This is a genomic window from Streptomyces sp. NPDC048383 (assembly GCF_040651775.1).
GTDB lineage: Bacteria > Actinomycetota > Actinomycetes > Streptomycetales > Streptomycetaceae > Streptomyces.
Window position 1 is genome coordinate 115354 of the sequence record NZ_JBEZKS010000013.1, and the last position, 20635, is coordinate 135988.

The window sequence follows — 20635 nt, forward strand, 5'->3', positions numbered from 1 at the left end:
GAGAGAGGGACCGACATCATGCAGGCCGCGCCCGTACGCGCCATCGCCATCCCGTCCGTGACCGAGGCCTTCCGCGGCATCGAGTCGATGCTCATGAGCGGTGCCCGCCGCAACGCCTGGACGGCGGTTCTGGAAGACCGTCGCAGGGCCAAGGACCGGGTCGAAACCGAGCACGTAATCGAGGCCGCGGCGACCCGGACCCCGCGGGCCACGTAAACTTCGCCTCATGGCGAGGAAGTCAAACGCAGAGACTGCTGCGAACCCCGGGCGACTGAAGCAGATCGCCCTGACGTACAAGATGACGCGCAAGGCCGACCCGAAGGTCGGTCTGATCGTCGCGGGCGTGGGAATCGTCACCTTCGGTGTCTTTCTTGCGATCGGCTTCCTGATCGGTCACCCGGTCTACCTGGGCATCCTGGGCTTCCTGGTGGCGTTCCTGGGGATGGCGATCATCTTCGGGCGACGGGCCGAGCGCGCTGCCTTCGGGCAGATGGAGGGACAGCCGGGCGCTGCCGCGGCCGTGCTGGACAACGTGGGACGGGGTTGGACGACCACCCCGGCCGTCGCGATGAACCGGAACCAGGACATCGTCCACCGGGCCGTCGGCAAGGCGGGCGTGGTCCTGATCGCCGAGGGCAACCCGAACCGGGTGAAGACCCTGCTCGCGGCCGAGAAGAAGAAGCTGGCCCGGATCATGCCCGACGTCCCGGTGCACGACTTCATCGTCGGTACCGGCGAGGGCGAGGTGCCGCTCAAGAAGGTCCGTACGACGCTGCTGAAGCTGCCGCGCGTCCTGTCCGGCCCGCAGATCACCCAGGTCAACGACAAGCTCCGGGCCATGGGCGACCTCATGAGCAACATGCCGGTGCCGAAGGGTCCGATGCCGGGGCGTGGCGGATCCGCTCGCCCGCCGCGCGGACGCTAGTGGCCTAGAGCCTCGATCCGCTTTCCGTATACGAGCCCGACGCCCGAGGCCCGACGCGCGAAGCGCGCAGTACGTACGACGCTACGACGCAGGGGCGCCCCCGAAGCCATCCGGCCCGGGGGCGCCCCTGCGTCGTAATGCGTACCGCGCGTGCCCGCCGGCCCGGCTAGATGCGGACCTGGACCGCGCCGGCCAGCCGGTCGTGCAGGCCGCGCCCGTCCCGGTCCCAGACCAGCGCCGGGATGACCAGGGCCAGCAGCAGCGTACGGATCACCACGCGGACGATGCCGAGGCGGTTGCCGTCCTGCCCGATGACCCGGAGGCCAAGCATCCGCTTGCCGGGGGTGAAGCCCACGGTGCCCACGGTCAGGATGGTCAGGGCGACGAAGAGCCCCAGCGTCCAGTTGCCCGTGGCGGCCAGGTCGCCGCCCGTGATCAGCCCGTACGCGATGAGCTGGCAGCCGACCCAGTCGATGGCGACCGCGCCGATCCGACGGCCGAAGCGGGCCACGGAGCCGGGCCCCGACCGGGGCAGACCGAGCTGCTGACCGGGATACCCGAAGTCCACGCCCATGTCCTCGGCGGCCGCGCGGGGGCCGGAAAGCCAGGATCCGATTGCTTGCCTGTTGTCCACTCGACCACGGTACCGGTGGTGCTCCATCGACCTCCGACGGGACCCTGGTTAACTTGTGCGAAACAAATGGGTCATGCTTGGGAAATCCCGTCTGCTTATGGTCGGGTCAGCGTGCGGCACCGCACTGACGCACCACGAGCTATAAAACCCGCCCCTGCCCCGGGGCCGGGAGTAGGAGGAGTTGGATGTTCCAGAACGCCGACGAAGTGAAGCAGTACATCGAGGAGAACGACGTCAAGTTCGTCGACGTCCGCTTCTGCGACCTGCCTGGTGTGATGCAGCACTTCACCATCCCGGGGCGGGCGTTCGACCCGAACGAGGAGCTGGCCTTCGACGGCTCCTCGATCCGCGGCTTCCAGGCGATCCACGAGTCCGACATGGCGCTGCGTGCCGACATCAGCACCGCGCGTCTGGACCCGTTCCGCAAGGACAAGACGCTCAACATCAACTTCTTCATCCACGACCCGATCACGGGCGAGGCCTACAGCCGTGACCCGCGCAACATCGCGAAGAAGGCCGAGGCGTACCTCGCCTCCACCGGCATTGCCGACACCGCGTACTTCGGCCCCGAGGCCGAGTTCTACGTGTTCGACAGCGTGCGCTTCGCGACCACCGCGAACGAGAGCTTCTACCACATCGACTCCGAGGCCGGCGCCTGGAACACCGGTTCCGAGGAGAACAACCGTGGTTACAAGGTCCGCTACAAGGGTGGTTACTTCCCCGTAGCCCCGGTCGACCACTTCGCCGACCTGCGCGCCGAGATCTCCCTCGAACTGGACGCCCAGGGTCTCCAGGTCGAGCGTCAGCACCACGAGGTCGGCACCGGTGGCCAGGCCGAGATCAACTACAAGTTCAACACGCTGCTCGCCGCGGCCGACGACCTGATGCTCTTCAAGTACATCGTGAAGAACGTCGCCTGGCGCAACGGCAAGACCGCGACCTTCATGCCGAAGCCGATCTTCGGTGACAACGGCTCGGGCATGCACGTGCACCAGTCGCTGTGGGCGAACGGCGACCCGCTGTTCTACGACGAGGCCGGCTACGCGGGCCTGTCGGACACCGCCCGCTACTACATCGGCGGCATCCTCAAGCACGCCCCGTCGCTGCTGGCCTTCACGAACCCGACGGTGAACTCCTACCACCGCCTGGTCCCGGGCTTCGAGGCGCCGGTCAACATGGTGTACTCGCAGCGCAACCGTTCCGCCGCGATGCGCATCCCGATCACGGGCTCGAACCCCAAGGCCAAGCGCGTCGAGTTCCGTGCCCCGGACCCGTCGTCCAACCCGTACCTCGCCTTCGCGGCGCTGCTGCTCGCGGGCCTCGACGGCGTCAAGAACAAGATCGAGCCGATGGAGCCGATCGACAAGGACCTCTACGAGCTCTCGCCCGACGAGCACGCGAGCGTCCCGCAGGTCCCGACCAGCCTCGAGGACGTCCTCAAGGCCCTGGAGGCCGACCACGAGTACCTCCTGGCCGGCGGTGTCTTCACCCCCGACCTCATCGAGACCTGGATCGACTACAAGCGCACGCACGAGATCGCCCCGATCGCGCAGCGTCCGCACCCGCACGAGTTCGAGCTGTACTTCGACCTCTAGGTCGTAGCCTCGAAACAGCGGTCCTGCCTGATGGGAGGCCCCCCGCCGCACTCCACGGAGCGCGGCGGGGGGCCTTTCTGTTTTGACAGGTCGGTCGGGGCGGGTGAGGGTTGAAATGGCCTGAAAGTCGGATGAGCGAGACACGTTCGGAGGTGCATGAAGATGCGCCGCAGGATCATCGCCACAGTCGTCGCAGGAGCCGCGGGGCTCACCATGGGCCTCCTGCCCGTCGGCAGTGCCTCGGCCGCGGTCACCGGGGGTGGGGGAGGTGGAGGCGGCGGCGGAGGCTGGTGCGACTCGCGTTACGACGACTGCTGCGACCGCAACTGGGACAGCCGGTACTGCGGGCAGGGCGTGGGCGGTTGGTACGAGCCGGACTGGCGCGACAACGACCGCTACCACAACTCGAACCACTACGACGCGAACTGGCGCGGCAACTGGAACCCCCACTACTACGGCGGGGGCGGGGACGGAGATCGCGGCTACTACTACGACGACGGCGATCACCACGGCGGCTGGAACGACGGCTGGGGCGGCGGGTACCGCCACAACGACTAGCGCCGACCACTGCACGACGTGCGACGGGCCTCCGGGTGGCCATCGGGCCTCCGGAGGCCTCCCGCGTTCCGGCGGGTCCTCGGGTGACGGCTCCGCCCCGCCCGCCCCGGCGGGTCGCCGGAGCCCGCTAGCGCTCGTCCACCGGCCCCCGCAGCAGCGGCATCGCGCCGGTCAGGTCGTGCAGGCAGCGGACCGCCAGTTCGGCGGGGGAGCCGGGTCCCGACACGGGGGCGTCGGTGGCCGACCACAGCTCCAGCGAGACGCGGATCGCGTCGGTGGCGGCCGCCGCCAGCAGGCGTACGGGCAGGGGCTCGGCCCCCGGCCCGACGAGTCGGGCGATCACCGGGACCAGGCGCTCCTCGGAATCCTGGTTCACCCGGTACCAGACCGCGCGCAGGGCCTCGTCGCCCGCGGCGGCGCGCAGCAGCCCGCGGGTCACCTCCAGCCCCTCCTCGACGGCCTGGGAGTCGCTGAGGGATCGGGTTATCGCCCGCGCCAGGGCTTCCTCCAGCGGGGTCCCCGGGTCCTCCTCCGCGAGCAGGGCGCGCCACGCGTCGCCGCCGCCCGCGAGCAGCGGGGCCACGGCTTCCTGCTTGTTGCGGAAATAGCGGTAGAACGTGCGCAGCGCGACACCCGCGCGGTGGGCGATGTCTTCGGCGGTGGTGCCGTCGGGGCCGTGTTCGGCGAACAGTTCGCAGGCCGCGCGGGCGATGTCGAGCTGGGTGGCGGCTTTGCGGCGCTCGGTCAGCGACTGGGTCCCGGGACCGCTCTGGGGGGAGTACGGACGAGGAGATCTCACAGCCGAAGCCTACCGTCCGACACGAGAGCGATTACATGTATTGACAGTCTGGCAAAACGTGCCAGTCAGTGGCTACGCTGGGCCCTATGAACCGTTACGAAGCACGTCGCGTCCTCATCACCGGCGGCGGGTCGGGCATCGGCCAGGCCACCGTCCACCGCATCCTCGCCGAAGGTGGCCGCGTACACGCCGTGGACGTCAACGAAGCCGGGCTCACGATCACGGCCGACCGGGCCGCTGCCGACGGCCACGCCGGCCGGCTCAGCACCGCCGTACTGGACATATCCGACGAGGCCGCCGTCAAGGCGGGCGTCGCCGACGCCGTCGACGCCCTCACCGGGCTCGACGTGCTGGTCAACGCGGCGGGCATCCTGCGCTCCGCGCACACCCATCAGACCACCCTCGACTTCTGGAACGAGGTCATCGCGGTCAACCTGACCGGCACCTTCCTGATGATCCGCGAGTCGCTCCCCGCGCTCCTCGCGGGCGAGCAGCCGGTCGTCGTGAACTTCAGCTCGACCTCGGCGTCCTTCGCCCACCCCTACATGTCCGCCTACGCGGCCAGCAAGGGCGGCATCCAGTCCATGACCCACGCCCTGGCCGCCGAGTACAGCAAGCAGGGCCTGCGCTTCGTCTCCGTCGCACCGGGCTCGATCGAGAGCGGCATGACCACCGGGAACGGCCCCGGCCTGCCCGAGGACACCGACTGGAGCCTGTTCACCAAGCTCGCCCCGGCCCTCGGCCAGGGCTTCGCCGGCCCGCAGACGGTGGCCGGGGTCGTCGCCATGTTGGGCTCCGAGGACGGCTCGTTCATCACCGGCACCGAGATCCGCATCGACGGCGGCACGCACTACTAGGCACTCCGCCGGCCCGGTCGCGAGCACCCCGGCGCCCGGGCCGGGGGACCGGCCGCGGGATCAGCCCCGGAACCGGTCCCAGAGCCGGGGGAAGCGCTCCGCGAGCACGGCTTCGTCCTCGAAGTCCAGCGCGGTGCCCTCCGGCTCGGCAGGTTGGAGCGGCACCCCGAGATCCGGGGCCACCGCGCCGGTCAGCTGCTCGTACGCCTCGTCGGCCGCGTACCCGAGTTCCTCGCCGTCCCCGTCGATCTCCTCGTCGAACTCGCCCAGCAGCTCCGCCAGGTGGTCCGGGTCGTGCACCCCGCCCTCGAAGACCTCCCGGCCCTGGCCGATCAGCCAACACCGGAAGTAGTCGAAGGCGTCGTCGCTCGCCCCGTCCAACAACACCCAGGCCGCGCCCCACAGGTCCCACGTGTACGCGCGGTTGTAGCGCGACTCGAAGTGCCGCGCGAAGTCCAGCACGGAGTCCGGGTCGAGCATCGCCAGCCGCTCGACGAGCAGCTCGGCGTGTTCCTCGGGGTCGCCCTCGGCGGCCTCGCGGGTACGGTCGACGATCTCCCAGAACTCCGTCTCGTCCATCACCGCTCCAGCATCACGGGTCCACCCCCGCGCCGCCACCGCTCATACGGCCAAAGGCCGGTGCCCGCCCCCCGGCCGGCCCAGTGGGGCGCCCCGAAAACGCCGCGAGGCGGCCCGTCCCCTCCTGGGCGGGCCGCCTCGCGGGCGGGTCGTGCGGTGCGTCGCGGCCTACAGGCCGTAGCGCTCCCGGGCCTCCTTGACGGAGGACGCCGGGACCTCGCCGCGGCGGGCGAGCTGGGCCAGCGCGGCCACCACGATCGACTGCGCGTCAACACCGAAATGGCGGCGGGCACCCTCACGGGTGTCGGACAGACCGAAGCCGTCCGTACCCAGCGAGGTCCAGTCCTGCTCCACCCACTGGCTGATCTGGTCCGGGACCTGACGCATCCAGTCGGAGACGGCGAGCACCGGGCTCGTGACGCCCTCCAGCGCGCGGGTCACGTACGGCGTGCGCAGCTCGCCGCGCAGCAGCGCCTCGTCGCACTCCAGCGCCTCGCGGCGCAGCTCGCCCCAGGAGGTGGCGGACCAGACGTCGGCGGCCACGTTCCACTCGGCGGCGAGGAGCTTCTGCGCCTCCAGCACCCAGTGGATCGCCGTACCCGAGGCCATCAGCTGGACCTTCGGCGCGTCGGCGGCCGGGGCCGCCTCCGCCAGGTCGGCCGCCGTGTTGAAGCGGTACAGACCCTTGAGGATGCCTTCCTCGACGCCCTCGGGCATCGCGGGCTGCACCTTCGGCTCGTTGTAGACCGTCAGGTAGTAGAAGACGTCTTCCGGCTTCTCGCCGTACATCCGGCGCAGACCGTCCTTGACGATCACCGCGATCTCGTACGCGAAGGCCGGGTCGTAGTTCAGCGACGCCGGGTTCGTGGACGCGATCAGGTGCGAGTGGCCGTCCGCGTGCTGGAGGCCCTCACCGGTCAGCGTGGTGCGACCGGCGGTGGCGCCGACGATGAAGCCCTTGCCGAGCTGGTCGGCGAGCTGCCACATCTGGTCGGCGGTGCGCTGCCAGCCGAACATCGAGTAGAAGATGTAGAAGGGGATCATCGGCTCGCCGTGCGTCGCGTACGACGTGCAGGCGGCGATGAAGTCGGCCATGGCGCCGGCCTCGGTGATCCCCTCGTTGAGGATCTGGCCGTCCTTGGCTTCCTTGTAGTACATGAGCTGGTCACGGTCGACCGGCTCGTACGTCTGGCCCAGCGGCGAGTAGATGCCGGCCGACGGGAACAGGGACTCCATACCGAAGGTACGGGCCTCGTCGGGGACGATCGGCACCCAACGCTTGCCGGTCTCCTTGTCCCGCATCAGGTCCTTGACGAGCCGGACGAAGGCCATGGTGGTGGCCATCTCCTGCTTGCCGGAGCCCTTGAGCAGCGGGGCGAAGGACCGGTCGGCCGGAGCCGGCAGGGCGACGTGCTTGACGTTGCGGGCCGGGGCCGGACCGCCGAGCGCGGAGCGGCGCTCGTTCAGGTACTGGACCTCGGGGCTGTTCGCGCCCGGGTGGCCGTAGGGCACGACACCGTCGGCGAAGGCGCTGTCCTGGATCGGGAGGCCAAGGAGGTCGCGCATGTCCTTGAACTCGTCGATCGTCAGCTTCTTCATCTGGTGGTTCGCGTTCTTCGACTCGAACCCGGCACCCAGCGTGTAGCCCTTGACGGTCTGCGCGAGGATGACCGTCGGCGCGCCCTTGTGCTCCAGGGCGGCCTTGTACGCGGCGTAGACCTTGCGGGGCTCGTGGCCGCCGCGGGAGCTGTGGAAGCACTCCGCGATCTTCGCGTCGGACAGCACGCCGGCCAGCTGTACGAGCTCGGCGTTGGCGCCGAAGAAGTGCTGGCGGATGTAGGCCACGTCGCGGGTCGCGTACGTCTGGAACTGCGCGTCGGGCACCTCGCGCAGGCGGCGCACCAGGGCGCCCGTGGTGTCGAGCTGGAACAGCTCGTCCCAGGCGGAGCCCCACAGCGACTTGATGACGTTCCAGCCGGCGCCGCGGAACTGGGCTTCCAGCTCCTGGACGACGCGGAAGTTCGCACGGACCGGACCGTCGAGGCGCTGCAGGTTGCAGTTGATGACGAAGGTCAGGTTGTCGAGCTGCTCGCGGGAGGCCAGGGCCAGGGCGGCGGTCGACTCGGGCTCGTCCATCTCGCCGTCGCCCAGGAAGGCCCAGACGTGCGAGTTGGCGGTGTCCTTGATGCTGCGGTTCTGCAGGTAGCGGTTGAAGCGCGCCTGGTAGATCGCCGACAGCGGGCCGAGGCCCATGGAGACCGTGGGGAACTCCCACAGCCACGGCAGGCGCCGGGGGTGCGGGTAGGACGGCAGGCCGTTGCCGCCGGACTCCTGCCGGAAGTTGTCGAGCTGCTGCTCGGACACGCGTCCGTCGAGGAAGGCGCGGGCGTAGATGCCGGGGGAGGCGTGGCCCTGGATGTAGAGCTGGTCGCCCGATCCGTCGGCCTCCTTCCCGCGGAAGAAGTGCTGGAAGCCGGTCTCGTACAGCCACGCGGCGGAGGCGAAGGTGGCGATGTGGCCGCCGACGCCGTACTTGGAGCCGCGGGTCACCATGGCCGCCGCGTTCCAGCGGTTCCACGCGGTGATCCTGGCTTCCATCTCCAGGTCACCGGGGAACTCGGGCTCCGCGGAGGTGGGGATGGTGTTGACGTAGTCCGTCTCCAACAGCTTCGGCAGGGCGAGGCCGGCGGCCTCGGCGTGCTGGAGCGTACGGCGGAGCAGGTATTCGGCGCGGCGCGTACCGGCGGCCTTGGCGACGGCGTCGAGTGAGGCCGCCCATTCGGCGGTCTCCTCGGTGTCGCGGTCCGGGAGCTGGTCGAGCTCGCTCGGAAGCTTTCCTACGGGGTCGGACATCGGTGTGCGCCGCCTTCCGGACAAAGGAGAGGTGGTGGTGAAAAGAACCCTGACGGGCAGGACAGGGTCGTTGGACCCGGTGGGGTCCGCGTTGACTGTAAAGCGCTGATCGATGATCGATCAAATAAAAGTGACAAATAAATGTCACTCCGGCGAAAGTCGGCACCCGGTGCCAGCGATCGAGGCACGGCGTGCCCGTGGCTGGAGTGCACGACAGGGCGCCGGAAGGCTCCTGGAGATTCACTCGAAACCGCAGGTCAAAGGCCGTTTTGCCGAAGGCCCGGGAAGGGCCCGGGCCGGTCCGGCGAGAGGTGTTCAGGCGCGCGGGGCGCAGCCCAGAACGTGCCGCTTCACGAGCAATCCGATGTCCGGATCCTGGGACCGAAAAGCCGCCACGAGGGCCTCGTGCTCCTCGGCATAGGACTTCTGGACCGTCCCCAGCCACCTGATGGACAGGGCCGTGAACACCTCGATGCCCAACGACTCCCAGGTGTGGAGCAGCACGCTGTTCCCGGCGGCCCGCACCATTTCCCGGTGGAAGCCCACGGTGTGCCGCACCTGCGCGGTGCCGTCCTCGGTGCGGTCGGCCTCCCACAGGGCCGCCACGTGCGGCTCCAGGGCCGTGCAGTCGGCCGCCAGCCGGGGCGCCGCCAATTCGGCGGCGATCTGCTCCAGCCCGGCCCGTACGGGGTAGATCTCCTCCAGGTCGGCCGCGGACAGGTTCCGTACGCGCACGCCCTTGTTCGGGGCCGACTCGATGAGCCGGAGCGTCTCCAGCTCGCGCAGGGCCTCGCGCACCGGCGTCTGGCTGACCTCCAGCTCGACGGCGATGCGGCGCTCCACGATCCGCTCGCCGGGCTTCCAGCGGCCGCTGACGATCCCCTCCACGATGTGCTCGCGGATCTGCTCGCGCAGCGAGTGCACGACGGGTGGGGTGATCATCGGCTCTTCATCTCCTGTGGGGGCACGCGGGGCCTGATGCCGTAGACAATACGGCGGCGTGGCCTGCTGCGATGCGTTCCGTGCGAGTGACGCATCGTGAGGCTCGTTACAACGCCGAAGCCCCCGCCCGGACGAATCCGGGCGGGGGCCTCGTAAACGGCGTTTCGGGTCCGGGGACCTCAGAGGCCGAGCTCGACCTCGAACTCGCCGGCCTCAAGGATCGCCTTGACGGCCGAGAGGTACCGGGCCGCGTCCGCGCCGTCCACCAGACGGTGGTCGTAGGACAGGGTCAGGTACGTCATGTCGCGGATGCCGATGTTGGTGCCCTCGGCGGTCTCGATGACCACCGGGCGCTTGACCGTGGCACCGATGCCCAGGATGGCGACCTGGTTCGGGGGCACGATCACCGTGTCGAACAGCGCGCCGCGCGAGCCGGTGTTGCTGATGGTGAAGGTCGCGCCCGACAGCTCGTCCGGCGTGATCTTGTTGCCGCGGACCTTGCCGGCCAGATCGGCGGTCGCCTTGGAGATGCCCGCCAGGTTGAGGTCACCGGCACCCTTGATGACCGGGGTCATCAGGCCCTTCTCGGAGTCAACGGCGATGCCGATGTTCTCCGAGTCGAAGTAGGTGATGGTGCCCTCGTCCTCGTTGATCCGGGCGTTGACGACCGCGTGGGCCTTCAGCGCCTGGGCCGCGGCCTTGACGAAGAACGGCATCGGGGACAGCTTGACGCCCTCGCGGGACAGGAAGCCGGCCTTGGCCTTCTCGCGCAGCTTCATGATCTTGGTGATGTCCACCTCGACCACGGAGCTGAGCTGCGCCTGCGAGTGCAGGGCCTTCATCATGTTGTCGCCGATGACCTTGCGCATGCGGGTCATCTTGACGGTCTGACCGCGCAGCTCGGACACCGCGGCGGCCGGAGCCTTGGCGGCGGGAGCAGCGCCCCCGGCAGTCGCAGCAGCCGGAGCGGCGGCAGCGGCCTTCGCGGCCTCGGCGGCGGCGATGACGTCCTGCTTGCGGATGCGGCCACCGACACCGGTGCCCGAAACCGTGGACAGGTCGACGCCGGACTCCGAGGCGAGCTTGCGCACCAGCGGGGTCACGTACGCGCCCTCGTCGCCGGCCGGAGCCGGGGCGGCGGGAGCGGCCGGGGCCGCGGCGGCCACGGGCGCCGGAGCGGCGGCCGGAGCCGCGACCGGGGCGGCGGCGGCCGGAGCGGCAACCGGAGCCGGGGCGGCGGGAGCCGGAGCCGGAGCAGCCGGAGCCGGAGCAGCCGGGGCGGCCGGAGCCGGAGCGGCGGCCGGAGCCGGGGCGGCGGGTGCCGGGGCGGCCGCCGGAGCGGCACCGGCGGCGCCGATGACGGCCAGACGGGCGCCGACCTCGGCGGTCTCGTCCTCGGCCACCAGGATCTCCAGCAGGGTGCCGGAGACGGGGGCGGGGATCTCGGTGTCGACCTTGTCCGTGGAGACCTCGAGCAGCGGCTCGTCGGCCTCGACGGACTCGCCGACCTCCTTGAGCCACCGGGTGACGGTGCCCTCGGTGACGGACTCGCCCAGCGCGGGCAGGACGACATCGGTGCCGGACGCGGCCGGAGCCGCGGGGGCCTCGGCGGCCGGAGCCTCGGCGGCCGGAGCCGCAGGGGCCTCGGCGGCCGGCGCCTCAGCGGCGGGGGCCTCGGCGGCGGGAGCCTCGGCAGCCGGTGCCTCGGTGGCGGCCGGAGCCGCGTCGCCGGACCCGTCGTCGATGACGGCCAGCTCGGCGCCGACCTCGACGGTCTCGTCCTCGGCGACCTTGATGGAGGCCAGGATGCCGGAGACGGGCGACGGGATCTCGGTGTCGACCTTGTCGGTCGAGACCTCGAGCAACGGCTCGTCGGCCTCGACGCGCTCGCCCTCGGCCTTCAGCCAGCGGGTGACAGTGCCCTCGGTGACGCTCTCACCGAGCGCCGGAAGGGTTACGGAAACCGACATGGTTTCAGTTGCTCCTAACGAAAGTGCGGAAGTGGTCGTCGCGCCCGCGAACGATCAGTCGTGTGCGTGAAGCGGCTTGCCGGCCAGGGCCAGGTGGGCCTCGCCGAGCGCTTCGTTCTGGGTCGGGTGGGCGTGGATGAGCTGCGCGACCTCGGCCGGCAGGGCTTCCCAGTTGTAGATCAGCTGAGCTTCGCCGACCTGCTCGCCCATGCGGTCACCGACCATGTGGACGCCGACCACGGCACCGTCCTTGACCTGGACGAGCTTGATCTCACCCGCGGTCTTAAGGATCTTGCTCTTGCCGTTGCCCGCCAGGTTGTACTTCAGGGCCACGACCTTGTCCGCACCGTAGATCTCCTTGGCCTTGGCCTCGGTGATGCCGACGGACGCGACCTCGGGGTGGCAGTACGTCACGCGCGGGACACCGTCGTAGTCGATCGGCACGGCCTTGAGGCCGGCCAGACGCTCCGCGACGAGGATGCCCTCGGCGAAACCGACGTGCGCGAGCTGGAGGGTCGGGACGAGGTCACCGACGGCGGAGATGGTCGGCACGTTGGTCTGCATGTACTCGTCGACCAGGACGTAGCCGCGGTCCATCGCGACGCCCTGCTCCTCGTAGCCCAGGCCCTGCGAGACCGGACCGCGACCGATGGCGACCAGCAGCACCTCGGCCTCGAAGGTCTTGCCGTCGGCGAGCGTCACGCGGACGCCCGACTCGGTGTACTCGGCCTTCTCGAAGAAGGTGCCGAGGTTGAACTTGATGCCGCGCTTGCGGAAGGCACGCTCAAGGATCTTCGAGCTGTTCTCGTCCTCGACCGGGACGAGGTGCTTGAGGCCCTCGATGACGGTGACGTCGGTGCCGAAGGACTTCCACGCCGAGGCGAACTCGACGCCGATGACGCCGCCGCCCAGGATGATCGCGGACTCGGGCACGCGGTCCAGGACCAGCGCGTGGTCCGAGGAGATGACGCGGTTGCCGTCGATGTCGAGACCCGGCAGGGACTTCGGCACGGAGCCGGTCGCCAGGAGCACGTGGCGGCCCTGGATCCGCTGCCCGTTGACGTCGACGGAAGTCGGGGAGGAGAGGCGACCCTCACCCTCGATGTAGGTCACCTTGCGGGAGGCGACCAGCCCCTGCAGGCCCTTGTACAGGCCGGAGATGACATCGTCCTTGTACTTGTGCACTCCGGCGATGTCGATGCCCTCGAAAGAGGCCTTGACACCGAACTGTCCGGCTTCGCGCGCCTGGTCCGCGATCTCACCGGCGTGCAGCAGAGCCTTCGTGGGGATGCAGCCGTTGTGCAGGCAGGTGCCGCCGAGCTTGTTCTTCTCGATCAGCGCAACGTCGAGACCCAGCTGGGATGCGCGGAGCGCCGCGGCGTAACCGCCACTGCCACCGCCGAGGATCACCAGGTCGAAAACGGTGCTGGCGTCGTTCGCCACGTCACGTCCTCCATGCATGTGCGCCGGGCACCGGTCCTCAGTGACCGGGCGGCGGCTGGTATTCGGCCGCTTGTTTCTTCGGCCCTGTGGTGGGGGCCCTGTCCTGCCGAGAACCCATCTTCGCATTTGTCGGGGGAACGCGGGACGCCGGGCCCCCGCGGTGGACCGTCGTTCCGCCCGAAGTAACGGTTACCCATGCGTAGAAACCTACTGATCCTCGACGTTTCTTCCAGAGCGAACGCGCCCCGGGCCCCTCGGCGGGGTCCCGGGGCGCGCTGCACCTGGTGGAACGGGTCCCGGGGATCGGACGTCAGCCCAGGTCCCCGGTGGCGGTGCGCTCGGCCAGCCGCACCAGGGTGCGCACGGCGGAGCCGGTGCCGCCCTTGGGGGTGTAGCCGTACGGGGCGCCCTCGTGGAAGGCGGGGCCCGCGATGTCGAGGTGGGCCCAGGTGATGCCCTCGCCGACGAACTCCTGGAGGAAGAGGCCGGCGACCAGGCCGCCGCCCATCCGGACGCCCATGTTCGCGATGTCGGCGGTGGGGGAGTCCATGGTCTTGCGCAGGTCCTCGGGGAGCGGCATCGGCCAGGAGGCCTCGCCGACCTCCTCGGCGATCTCGTGGATCGAGGTGCGGAAGGCGTCGTCGTTGGCCATGATGCCGAAGGTGCGGTCGCCCAGGGCCAGCACCATGGCGCCGGTCAGGGTGGCGACGTCGACGATCGCGTCCGGGTTCTCCTCGGAGGCCCTGGTCAGCGCGTCGCCCAGGACCAGCCGGCCCTCGGCGTCCGTGTTGAGGACCTCGACGGTCTTGCCGCTGTACATGCGCAGCACGTCGCCGGGCTTGGTGGCGGAGCCCGACGGCATGTTCTCGGCCAGGGCGAGCCAGCCGGTCACGTTGACCTGGAGGCCCAGCTTCGCGGCCGCGACGACGGCGGCGAACACGGCGGCGGCGCCGGCCATGTCGCACTTCATCGTCTCGTTGTGGCCGGCCGGCTTCAGGGAGATACCGCCCGAGTCGTAGGTGATGCCCTTGCCGACGTAGGCGAGGGTCTTCTCCGCCTTGGGGTGGGTGTAGGACAGCTTGACCAGGCGCGGCGGGTTCTCGGAGCCCTTGCCGACGCCCATGATGCCGCCGTAGCCGCCCTTGACGAGGGCCTTCTCGTCCAGGACCTGGACCTTGATGCCGTTCTCCTTCGCGGTCGCGGACGCGACGGCGGCGAAGGCCTCGGGGGTGAGGTCGTTCGGCGGGGTGTTGATCAGGTCACGGGCGATGTTGACCTCGGTCGCCACGACGGAGGCACGCTCGGCCGCGGCCTTGTGCTCCTTGTCGCGGGGCTTGGCGCCCAGCAGCGTCACCTCGGTGAGGGGCTGCTTGGGGCCGGAGTTCTTGGCGCCCTTCTTCTCGCCGCCCTGGTAGACGGTGAAGGCGTACGCGCCCAGCAGCGCGCCCTCGGCGACGGCGGTGACGGCGGAGGCGTCGTCCAGGGGCAGGGCGAAGGCGGCCTTCTTGGCCCCGTGCAGCGCGCGGGCGGCGGCGCCGGCGGCGCGGCGCAGGGCCTCCTCGTCGAAGGACTCGTCCTGCTCGGGCACGGGGCCCAGGCCGACCGCCAGCACGACCGGGACCTTCAGGCCGGCCGGGGCGGGCAGCTTGGTGGTCTCGCCTTCGGCGCCGGAGGCACCGAGCGCGTCGAGCACGGCGGCGAGCTTTCCGTCGAACGCCTTGTCCACGGCCTCGGCGCCGGCGGCCACGACGGGGCCCTTGGGGCCCTTCGCCACGCCGACCACGAGGGCGTCGGCGCGCAGCGTCGACGCGCCGGCAGTGCTGAGAGTCAGAGCAGTCACGGTGGTGAAGTCTCGCTTCCGTTTGTGTATGTGGGCGCTGTGGTCGCGTCGGGGTCGCCGGCCGCTCCGCAGCGATCGTATTCCGGGCCCGACGGCCGCCGGAAATGAGCCTACGCGCAGCCACTCGTCCGTACGTCACTCGAAGGTTTGGCAAGTTGTTCGATCAGGACGGCGTCAGGTTCACCCATCTGTGGCCTCTGTTCCAGGTTTGCCCTTTAGACCTGACGAGGTCCGAGAGACTCGGCCCACTCTCGCAAGGGGACGCGGGGTTCCTTTGCATGATTTTCCACAGAGCCTTCCGGGCCCGGCCAACCCCACAGGGCCGAGCCGAGGGACGCCTGCGGGGGGAAAGGCCGAAATGGTCAACAAGAACCGGATGAACAGGGTTGCCGCAGCGATGGCGGCAGCGGCCCTGATGTCCGTGGCAGTACCCGCCGCGACCGCCGAGGCGGCCGTGACACCGCGCGTCGACCTGAAGGTGCTGGTCGTCGACGACGGCGGCAGCTCGGTCGAGGCGATCACCGCGGAACTCCGCGACACCGGAGTGCCGTACACCCGGGTCGACCTGGGCAGCGCGAGCCGGCCGGTCATCAACGCCGCGTTCCTCAGCGACACCGTGGACGGGCGGCCGCGGGCCAAGTACCAGGGGGTCGTGCTCCCGAACGAGAACCCGTTCGGGACGGGTTCGACCGAAGCGGCCGCGCTCGCCTCGTACGAGACGACGTACGGGATCCGTCAGGTCGACGCCTACACCTGGGCCCACCCGGGTGTGGGCCTGGAGTACACCGACAACGGCGGCTACGGCGGCCAGCTCGACGGCACGCAGGCCGCGGTCACCGCGGCGGGCAAGGCGGGGCCCTTCGGGTACCTCGGCGGGCAGGTCGAGTTCGAGGACAACTCGTCGCTCATCCTGGAGAGCTACGGGTTCATGGGCAAGCCGAGGGCCGGTTACACCAGCCTGCTCGACGCCCCCGTCCCCGGCGGCACCGGCCGGGCCTCGCTCGTCGGTGAGTACACCCACGACGGGCGCAGCGAGCTGGTCGTCACCTTCGGCTACAACCAGCACCAGCAGCAGTACCGGCTGTTGGCCCGGGGCATCGTCGAATGGCTGACGCAGGGGGTCCACCTCGGGCAGAGCCGCCAGTACTTCGCCGTCCACGTCGACGACGTGTTCGCGCCCGACGCCCGCTGGAACCAGGACCTCAACTGCACGCCCGGCGACTACGCCTGCGCGGGTGGCGAGGGCCAGGAGAGCACGATCCGGATGACCGCCGCCGACGCGCAGTACGCGGCGCAGTGGCAGACGTCCAAGAACTTCAAGCTGGACATGCTCTTCAACGCGGGCGCCGGCGAGGAGTGGAAGGCGGAGAACGGCGGCGTCGACGCGATGACGGCGCAACTGGTCGCGGACCGGGCCAAGTACCGCTGGATGAACCACACCTACTCGCACCCGTTCCTCGGCTGCGTGCAGGACGTCACCACCGTCCCGTGGACCTGCACGAAGAACGCCCAGGGCGCCATCAACTGGATGAGCCGGGCGGAGATCTCCGCGCAGATCCGCGACAACAACAACTGGGCGGCCTCCAAGGGCATCACGACCGACCGCACCGAACTCGTCACCGGCGAGCACTCCGGTCTCAAGACCGCCCCGCAGCAGCCCCAGGACAATCCCAACCTGGCCGGCGCGCTCGCGGACAACGGCGTGAAGTGGGCCGGCAGCGACAACTCCCGCGAACCGGCGCAGCGGGCGGTCGGCGCCGCCCTGACGGTCCCGCGGCACCCGATGAACGTGTACTACAACACGGGCACCAACGCGGAGATGGCCGACGAGTACAACTGGATCTACACCAGCCGGGCCGACGGCGGCAGCGGTGCCTGCGAGGACAACCCGGGCACCTCGACCTGCCTGCCGGCCCCGCTGGACGTCACCACCGGCTTCCTGGACCACATCGTCCCGCAGGAGGCCCGCATCGCGATGCGGCACGTGCTCGCCAACGACCCGCGGCCGCACTACGTCCACCAGTCCAACCTGGCCGAGGACCGGACCCTGTACCCCGTGGTCAACCGGGTCCTGGACACCTACCGGGCGCTGTACGCGCCCAGCGCCCCCCTCGTGAACCAGAGCATGAAGGACACCGGCGTCGAGCTCGGTCGGCGCGCGGCCTGGGACAAGGCCCTGGCCGAGAACAAGGTCACCGCGTACCGCATCGGCAAGGACGTCACCGTCAAGGCGCCCTCCGGCGTCGTCGCCCCGGTGACCGCGCCCAACGGCACGAAGAAGCAGCTGCTGCTCGGCACCGCGGACTTCGGCACCGCGTACGCCGGCACCCGTTCGACCTGGACGGCTCCCGAGCTGCTCCAGTCGGCGGTCACGCTCAGGCTCCTCTGACCTACGGGCCGTACCGTCCGGCCCGAGCAAGCCACCAACAGTTCAACCTAGCGCCGGCGCACCGCGAATCCCACGGGCGCCGGCCCCTTTAGCGTCCTGGGGGGACACACCGCATGAGCCATGGGCGTCATGTCACCATGCTCACCGAAGGCACCTATCCACACGTTCACGGGGGCGTCAGCACCTGGTGCGACCAACTGGTCCGCGGCATGCCGGAGGTGGACTTCAACGTCATAGCCCTCACCGGCTCCGGACGCGAGCCGGTCACCTGGGAACTCCCGCGCAACGTCTACCGGCACACGGCCGTCCCGCTCTGGGGTCCGGCCCCGCCCAGGACCCGGCGGTCCACCCTGCGCGGCAGGGCCCACCGCCGTTTCACCGAGACGTACGAGAACTTCCTGCTCTCCCTGATCGACCCCGCCCACGGCGGGTTCTCCGAGGCGCTGGGCGAGATGGCCGAACTGGCCCGGGCCGGACGGCTCGCGCCGGCCCTGCGCTCCGAATCGGTGCTGCGCCTGCTGATGAACGCCTGGACCCGGCCCGGACTCGTCACCGCCGAGGCCGAGCCCACCATCCACGACGCGCTCACCGCCACCGACCTGCTCGAACACGCCCTGCGCCCGCTGTCCGTACGGATCCCGCCCGACAGCGTCGCGCACGCCGTCAGCAGCGGCCTCGCGACGCTCCCCGCCCTCGCCGCCAAACGCCTCGACAAGGTGCCCTTCCTGCTCACCGAGCACGGGATCTACCTGCGCGAGCGCTACCTCGGCTACCGCACCGCGGCGCAGCGCTGGCCCGTCAAGGCCCTCATGCTCGGCTTCTACCGCGAGCTGAACACCGAGGGCTACCGGCAGGCCGACCTGATCACCCCGTGCAACCAGTACAACCGTCGCTGGGAGGAGCGCGGGGGCGCCGACTCCGAGCGGATCCGCACCGTCTACAACGGGGTCGACCCGCACGCCTTCCCCGAGGCCGGCCGCGAGCCCGAGGTGCCCACGCTCAGCTGGTGCGGGCGGATCGACCCCATCAAGGACCTGGAAACCCTCATCCGCGCCTACGCGTTCATGCGCGAGGAGCTGCCCGCCCTGCGGCTGCGCCTCTTCGGCCCGGTCCCGGCGGGCTGCGAGGAGTACCGGATCCGGCTGGAGAAGCTCGGCGCCGAACTCGGCGTGAGCGACGGCATCACCTACGAGGGCCGCATCGAGCAGGTCGCCAAGGCCTACGCCGCGGGCAGCATCGTGATGCTGTCCAGCATCAGCGAGGGCTTCCCCTTCAGCATCATCGAGGCCATGTCCTGCGGCCGCACCACGGTCTCCACCGACGTCGGGGGCGTGCGCGAGGCCGTCGGCGACACCGGGCTCGTCGTCCCGCCCCGGGAACCGGAGACCATGGCCCGGGCCACCCTCGCGCTGCTGCGCGACGACGCCCGCCGCCTCGAACTGGGCCGGATGTCCCGCAAGCGGGTCGTGGAGAAGTTCACCCTCCACCAGTCCGTGGACGGCTTCCGGCACATCTACCGGGAACTCGCCGGCCAGCCCGTCCTGCCCGTGCACGAGGGCGACACCTGGACGCAGCGGCTCGCCGACCCCTGGTACAAGGAACTCGCGGCCGACGGGAGCCTGTGGTGAGCGGCTCCCTCTGGCTCAAGCCCCCCGGGTCCGAAGGGGCCCGGGGGCCCGGCCCCGGCTCCCCGGGCCGTCGCGGCGCGCAGTGGCCGCCCGGCGCGGACGGCGCCCTGCCGGCGATCCCCAGGCCGCGCCGGGAGGCGCCCGCCGCCGACCCGATGGACGAACTCGCCGAGCGGCTCGACCCGTTCATCTCGGCGGCCGTCCACCCCGACGAGATCGCCGCGATCCTCGAATCCGACGGCATGACCGACGAGTACATCCGGCTCACCTACGGCCGGCACGACTCCTTCGGTCTCGCCGAGGAGCTGTACGCCCGGGTGCCGCGCTCCTTCCCGGAGCCGGACCGCGTCACCGACCCCTGGAAGGTGTCCCTCACCGCCTGCCTGCTGCGCGGGGTGATCTTCGCCCTGCCCGGCCTGGCGTACCTCCTCGGGGCGCCGCTCCTGGACGGCCCGCAGGACCGGCTCGGTCTGCCCGCCGGCACCCTGACCCTGCTCGCCGGGGCCCTCATCGGCTGGGTCTGGGACCAGACCCTGTCCCATCGGGCCTACTCCTGGCTGGGCCTCGGCGACCGGGCCGCCGCCGGGCGGACCCTCCTCGTCGGGGCCCCCGTCGGGTCCCTGCTGGGCACCGCCGCCGCGCTCGCGGTGCCCGGCGGGCCGCCGTTCTCGTACGCCTTCGCCGCCGGGCAGGCCCTGTACGTGGGGGCCGCCACCGTCCTGCTGGTCCTCGGCCGGGAGCGGGTGCTGCTCGCCGCGCTCGCCCCGATGGCCGCCGGGGCGCTGCTGGCCCTCTTCGTCGACCTGCCCGTCCCGGTGCGGGTCACCCTGCTCGTCGTGTCCCTGCTGGCCGCCTGCACCCTCGCCGTACGGGAACTGCCGCTGGCGGCCGGGCTGCGGTCCGCCGCCCGCCGGGTCCGGGGCTGGACCCGGCACCGCCCGGGCGAACGCGGCCCGGTGCGCTGGCAGATGCTGCGCGGCGCCGAGGAGGAGCACAGCCGGCGCGGACCCCGCATCGGGGACTCCGTCCCGTACGGGGTGTTCGGCCTCGGCACCGGCCTGCTCGTGCTGTACGCCGCGCTCGGGGAGGTCCTCGCCGGGGGGCCCGCCGAGGCGGTCGCCGCACCCTCGGCGGTCGCCCTCACCCTCAGCATGGGCCCCGCCGAATGGCTCCTGCACCGGTTCCGCAGCGGCAGCCTCGCGGGGCTGCGGGCGGCCCGTTCGCCCCGCGCCTTCCGGCACCGGATGCTGACCACCCTGGCCCGGTGCCTGGCCACGTACCTGGCGGTGCTGCTGGTGCTCGGCGTCACCGGCACCCTGCTGTGGCCCGACGCCCCCGGCCTCACCGGGTTGCGCGTCGCGACCTTGCTCCTCCTCGGCGCCGTGATGTGGACCGGGCTGCTCCTGCAGTCCTTCGGGGCGGTCCGACCCGCCGCCGTGGTCTGCGCCTCGGCGGCCGTCGCCCAGAGCCTGGCCCTGCTGGTGGGGGTCGGCCAACCCCGGCTGGTGCAGGTGGCGGTCGCCGCGACGGCGGCCGCGACGCTGACCGTTTTTGTCTGCCTGCTCCTCGGCCGGGCGACGGCCCACCGGTGAGCGACTCCCGCGACCCCTTCGACTCCGACGC

At 70.7% G+C, this 20635-nt stretch carries 16 protein-coding genes; 8 read left to right on the top strand and 8 right to left on the bottom strand.

Going from position 1 to position 20635, the window contains the following annotated elements:
- Positions 1-18 precede the first annotated feature (18 nt).
- Together AB0D46_RS12285 and AB0D46_RS12290 are read left to right on the top strand one after the other, a co-directional pair.
- Complete coding sequence (locus tag AB0D46_RS12285; protein ID WP_362877237.1) at positions 19-216, top strand: hypothetical protein; 198 nt, start codon at positions 19-21, stop codon at positions 214-216.
- Between the two features lie 10 nt (positions 217-226).
- On the top strand, positions 227-925 hold the full coding sequence (locus AB0D46_RS12290) for a DUF4191 domain-containing protein (protein WP_362877238.1): 699 nt from the start codon (positions 227-229) through the stop codon (positions 923-925).
- 166 nt (positions 926-1091) lie between these two features.
- Here AB0D46_RS12290 and AB0D46_RS12295 read toward each other — a convergent pair whose 3' ends face one another.
- The gene (locus AB0D46_RS12295) at positions 1092-1559 is read right to left on the bottom strand and encodes an RDD family protein (RefSeq protein ID WP_362877239.1); all 468 of its coding nucleotides are present in this window, start codon (positions 1557-1559) and stop codon (positions 1092-1094) included.
- 185 nt (positions 1560-1744) lie between these two features.
- On the opposite strand from AB0D46_RS12295, the gene glnA reads away from it, so the two are divergent.
- Entirely contained in the window at positions 1745-3154 is a 1410-nt protein-coding gene (glnA, locus tag AB0D46_RS12300; protein WP_326591219.1) for a type I glutamate--ammonia ligase, read from the top strand.
- A gap of 162 nt (positions 3155-3316) precedes the next feature.
- Complete coding sequence (locus AB0D46_RS12305; protein WP_362877240.1) at positions 3317-3712, top strand: hypothetical protein; 396 nt, start codon at positions 3317-3319, stop codon at positions 3710-3712.
- Positions 3713-3839: 127 nt separating this feature from the next.
- Here the strand turns inward: AB0D46_RS12305 and AB0D46_RS12310 are convergent, their stop codons facing one another.
- The gene (locus AB0D46_RS12310) at positions 3840-4511 is read right to left on the bottom strand and encodes a TetR family transcriptional regulator (protein WP_362877241.1); all 672 of its coding nucleotides are present in this window, start codon (positions 4509-4511) and stop codon (positions 3840-3842) included.
- Between the two features lie 86 nt (positions 4512-4597).
- On the opposite strand from AB0D46_RS12310, the gene AB0D46_RS12315 reads away from it, so the two are divergent.
- Complete coding sequence (locus AB0D46_RS12315) at positions 4598-5368, top strand: SDR family oxidoreductase (protein ID WP_362877242.1); 771 nt, start codon at positions 4598-4600, stop codon at positions 5366-5368.
- Positions 5369-5428: 60 nt separating this feature from the next.
- Here the strand turns inward: AB0D46_RS12315 and AB0D46_RS12320 are convergent, their stop codons facing one another.
- The 6 genes from AB0D46_RS12320 to AB0D46_RS12345 all read right to left on the bottom strand — a co-directional run bounded on the left by AB0D46_RS12320 (position 5429) and on the right by AB0D46_RS12345 (position 14995).
- Positions 5429-5947: a DUF4240 domain-containing protein gene (locus tag AB0D46_RS12320; RefSeq protein WP_362877243.1), complete on the bottom strand. Its 519-nt coding sequence runs from the start codon at positions 5945-5947 to the stop codon at positions 5429-5431.
- 168 nt (positions 5948-6115) lie between these two features.
- Positions 6116-8800 carry a pyruvate dehydrogenase (acetyl-transferring), homodimeric type gene (gene aceE, locus AB0D46_RS12325; RefSeq protein ID WP_362877244.1) on the bottom strand — a complete coding sequence of 895 codons (2685 nt, stop codon included), beginning with the start codon at positions 8798-8800 and terminating at the stop codon, positions 6116-6118.
- A 315-nt stretch (positions 8801-9115) separates the two neighbouring features.
- Entirely contained in the window at positions 9116-9739 is a 624-nt protein-coding gene (locus AB0D46_RS12330; RefSeq protein ID WP_356883254.1) for a GntR family transcriptional regulator, read from the bottom strand.
- A gap of 182 nt (positions 9740-9921) precedes the next feature.
- Positions 9922-11712 carry a 2-oxoglutarate dehydrogenase, E2 component, dihydrolipoamide succinyltransferase gene (sucB, locus tag AB0D46_RS12335; protein WP_362877245.1) on the bottom strand — a complete coding sequence of 597 codons (1791 nt, stop codon included), beginning with the start codon at positions 11710-11712 and terminating at the stop codon, positions 9922-9924.
- 54 nt (positions 11713-11766) lie between these two features.
- Positions 11767-13155: a dihydrolipoyl dehydrogenase gene (gene lpdA / locus AB0D46_RS12340; protein ID WP_362877246.1), complete on the bottom strand. Its 1389-nt coding sequence runs from the start codon at positions 13153-13155 to the stop codon at positions 11767-11769.
- Positions 13156-13465: 310 nt separating this feature from the next.
- Complete coding sequence (locus AB0D46_RS12345) at positions 13466-14995, bottom strand: leucyl aminopeptidase (RefSeq protein WP_362877247.1); 1530 nt, start codon at positions 14993-14995, stop codon at positions 13466-13468.
- Positions 14996-15371: 376 nt separating this feature from the next.
- Here AB0D46_RS12345 and AB0D46_RS12350 point away from each other — a divergent pair, with 376 nt between their 5' ends.
- The 3 genes from AB0D46_RS12350 (at position 15372) to AB0D46_RS12360 (ending at position 20604) form a co-directional block, all read left to right on the top strand.
- Positions 15372-17384 (top strand): hypothetical protein, encoded by a 2013-nt coding sequence (locus tag AB0D46_RS12350; protein WP_362877248.1) that lies wholly within the window; start codon positions 15372-15374, stop codon positions 17382-17384.
- Between the two features lie 113 nt (positions 17385-17497).
- On the top strand, positions 17498-19012 hold the full coding sequence (gene pelF, locus AB0D46_RS12355) for a GT4 family glycosyltransferase PelF (protein WP_362877249.1): 1515 nt from the start codon (positions 17498-17500) through the stop codon (positions 19010-19012).
- Positions 19009-20604 (top strand): hypothetical protein, encoded by a 1596-nt coding sequence (locus AB0D46_RS12360; RefSeq protein ID WP_362877250.1) that lies wholly within the window; start codon positions 19009-19011, stop codon positions 20602-20604. Before pelF ends, AB0D46_RS12360 begins: the two co-directional genes overlap by 4 nt.
- Positions 20605-20635: the final 31 nt, after the last annotated feature.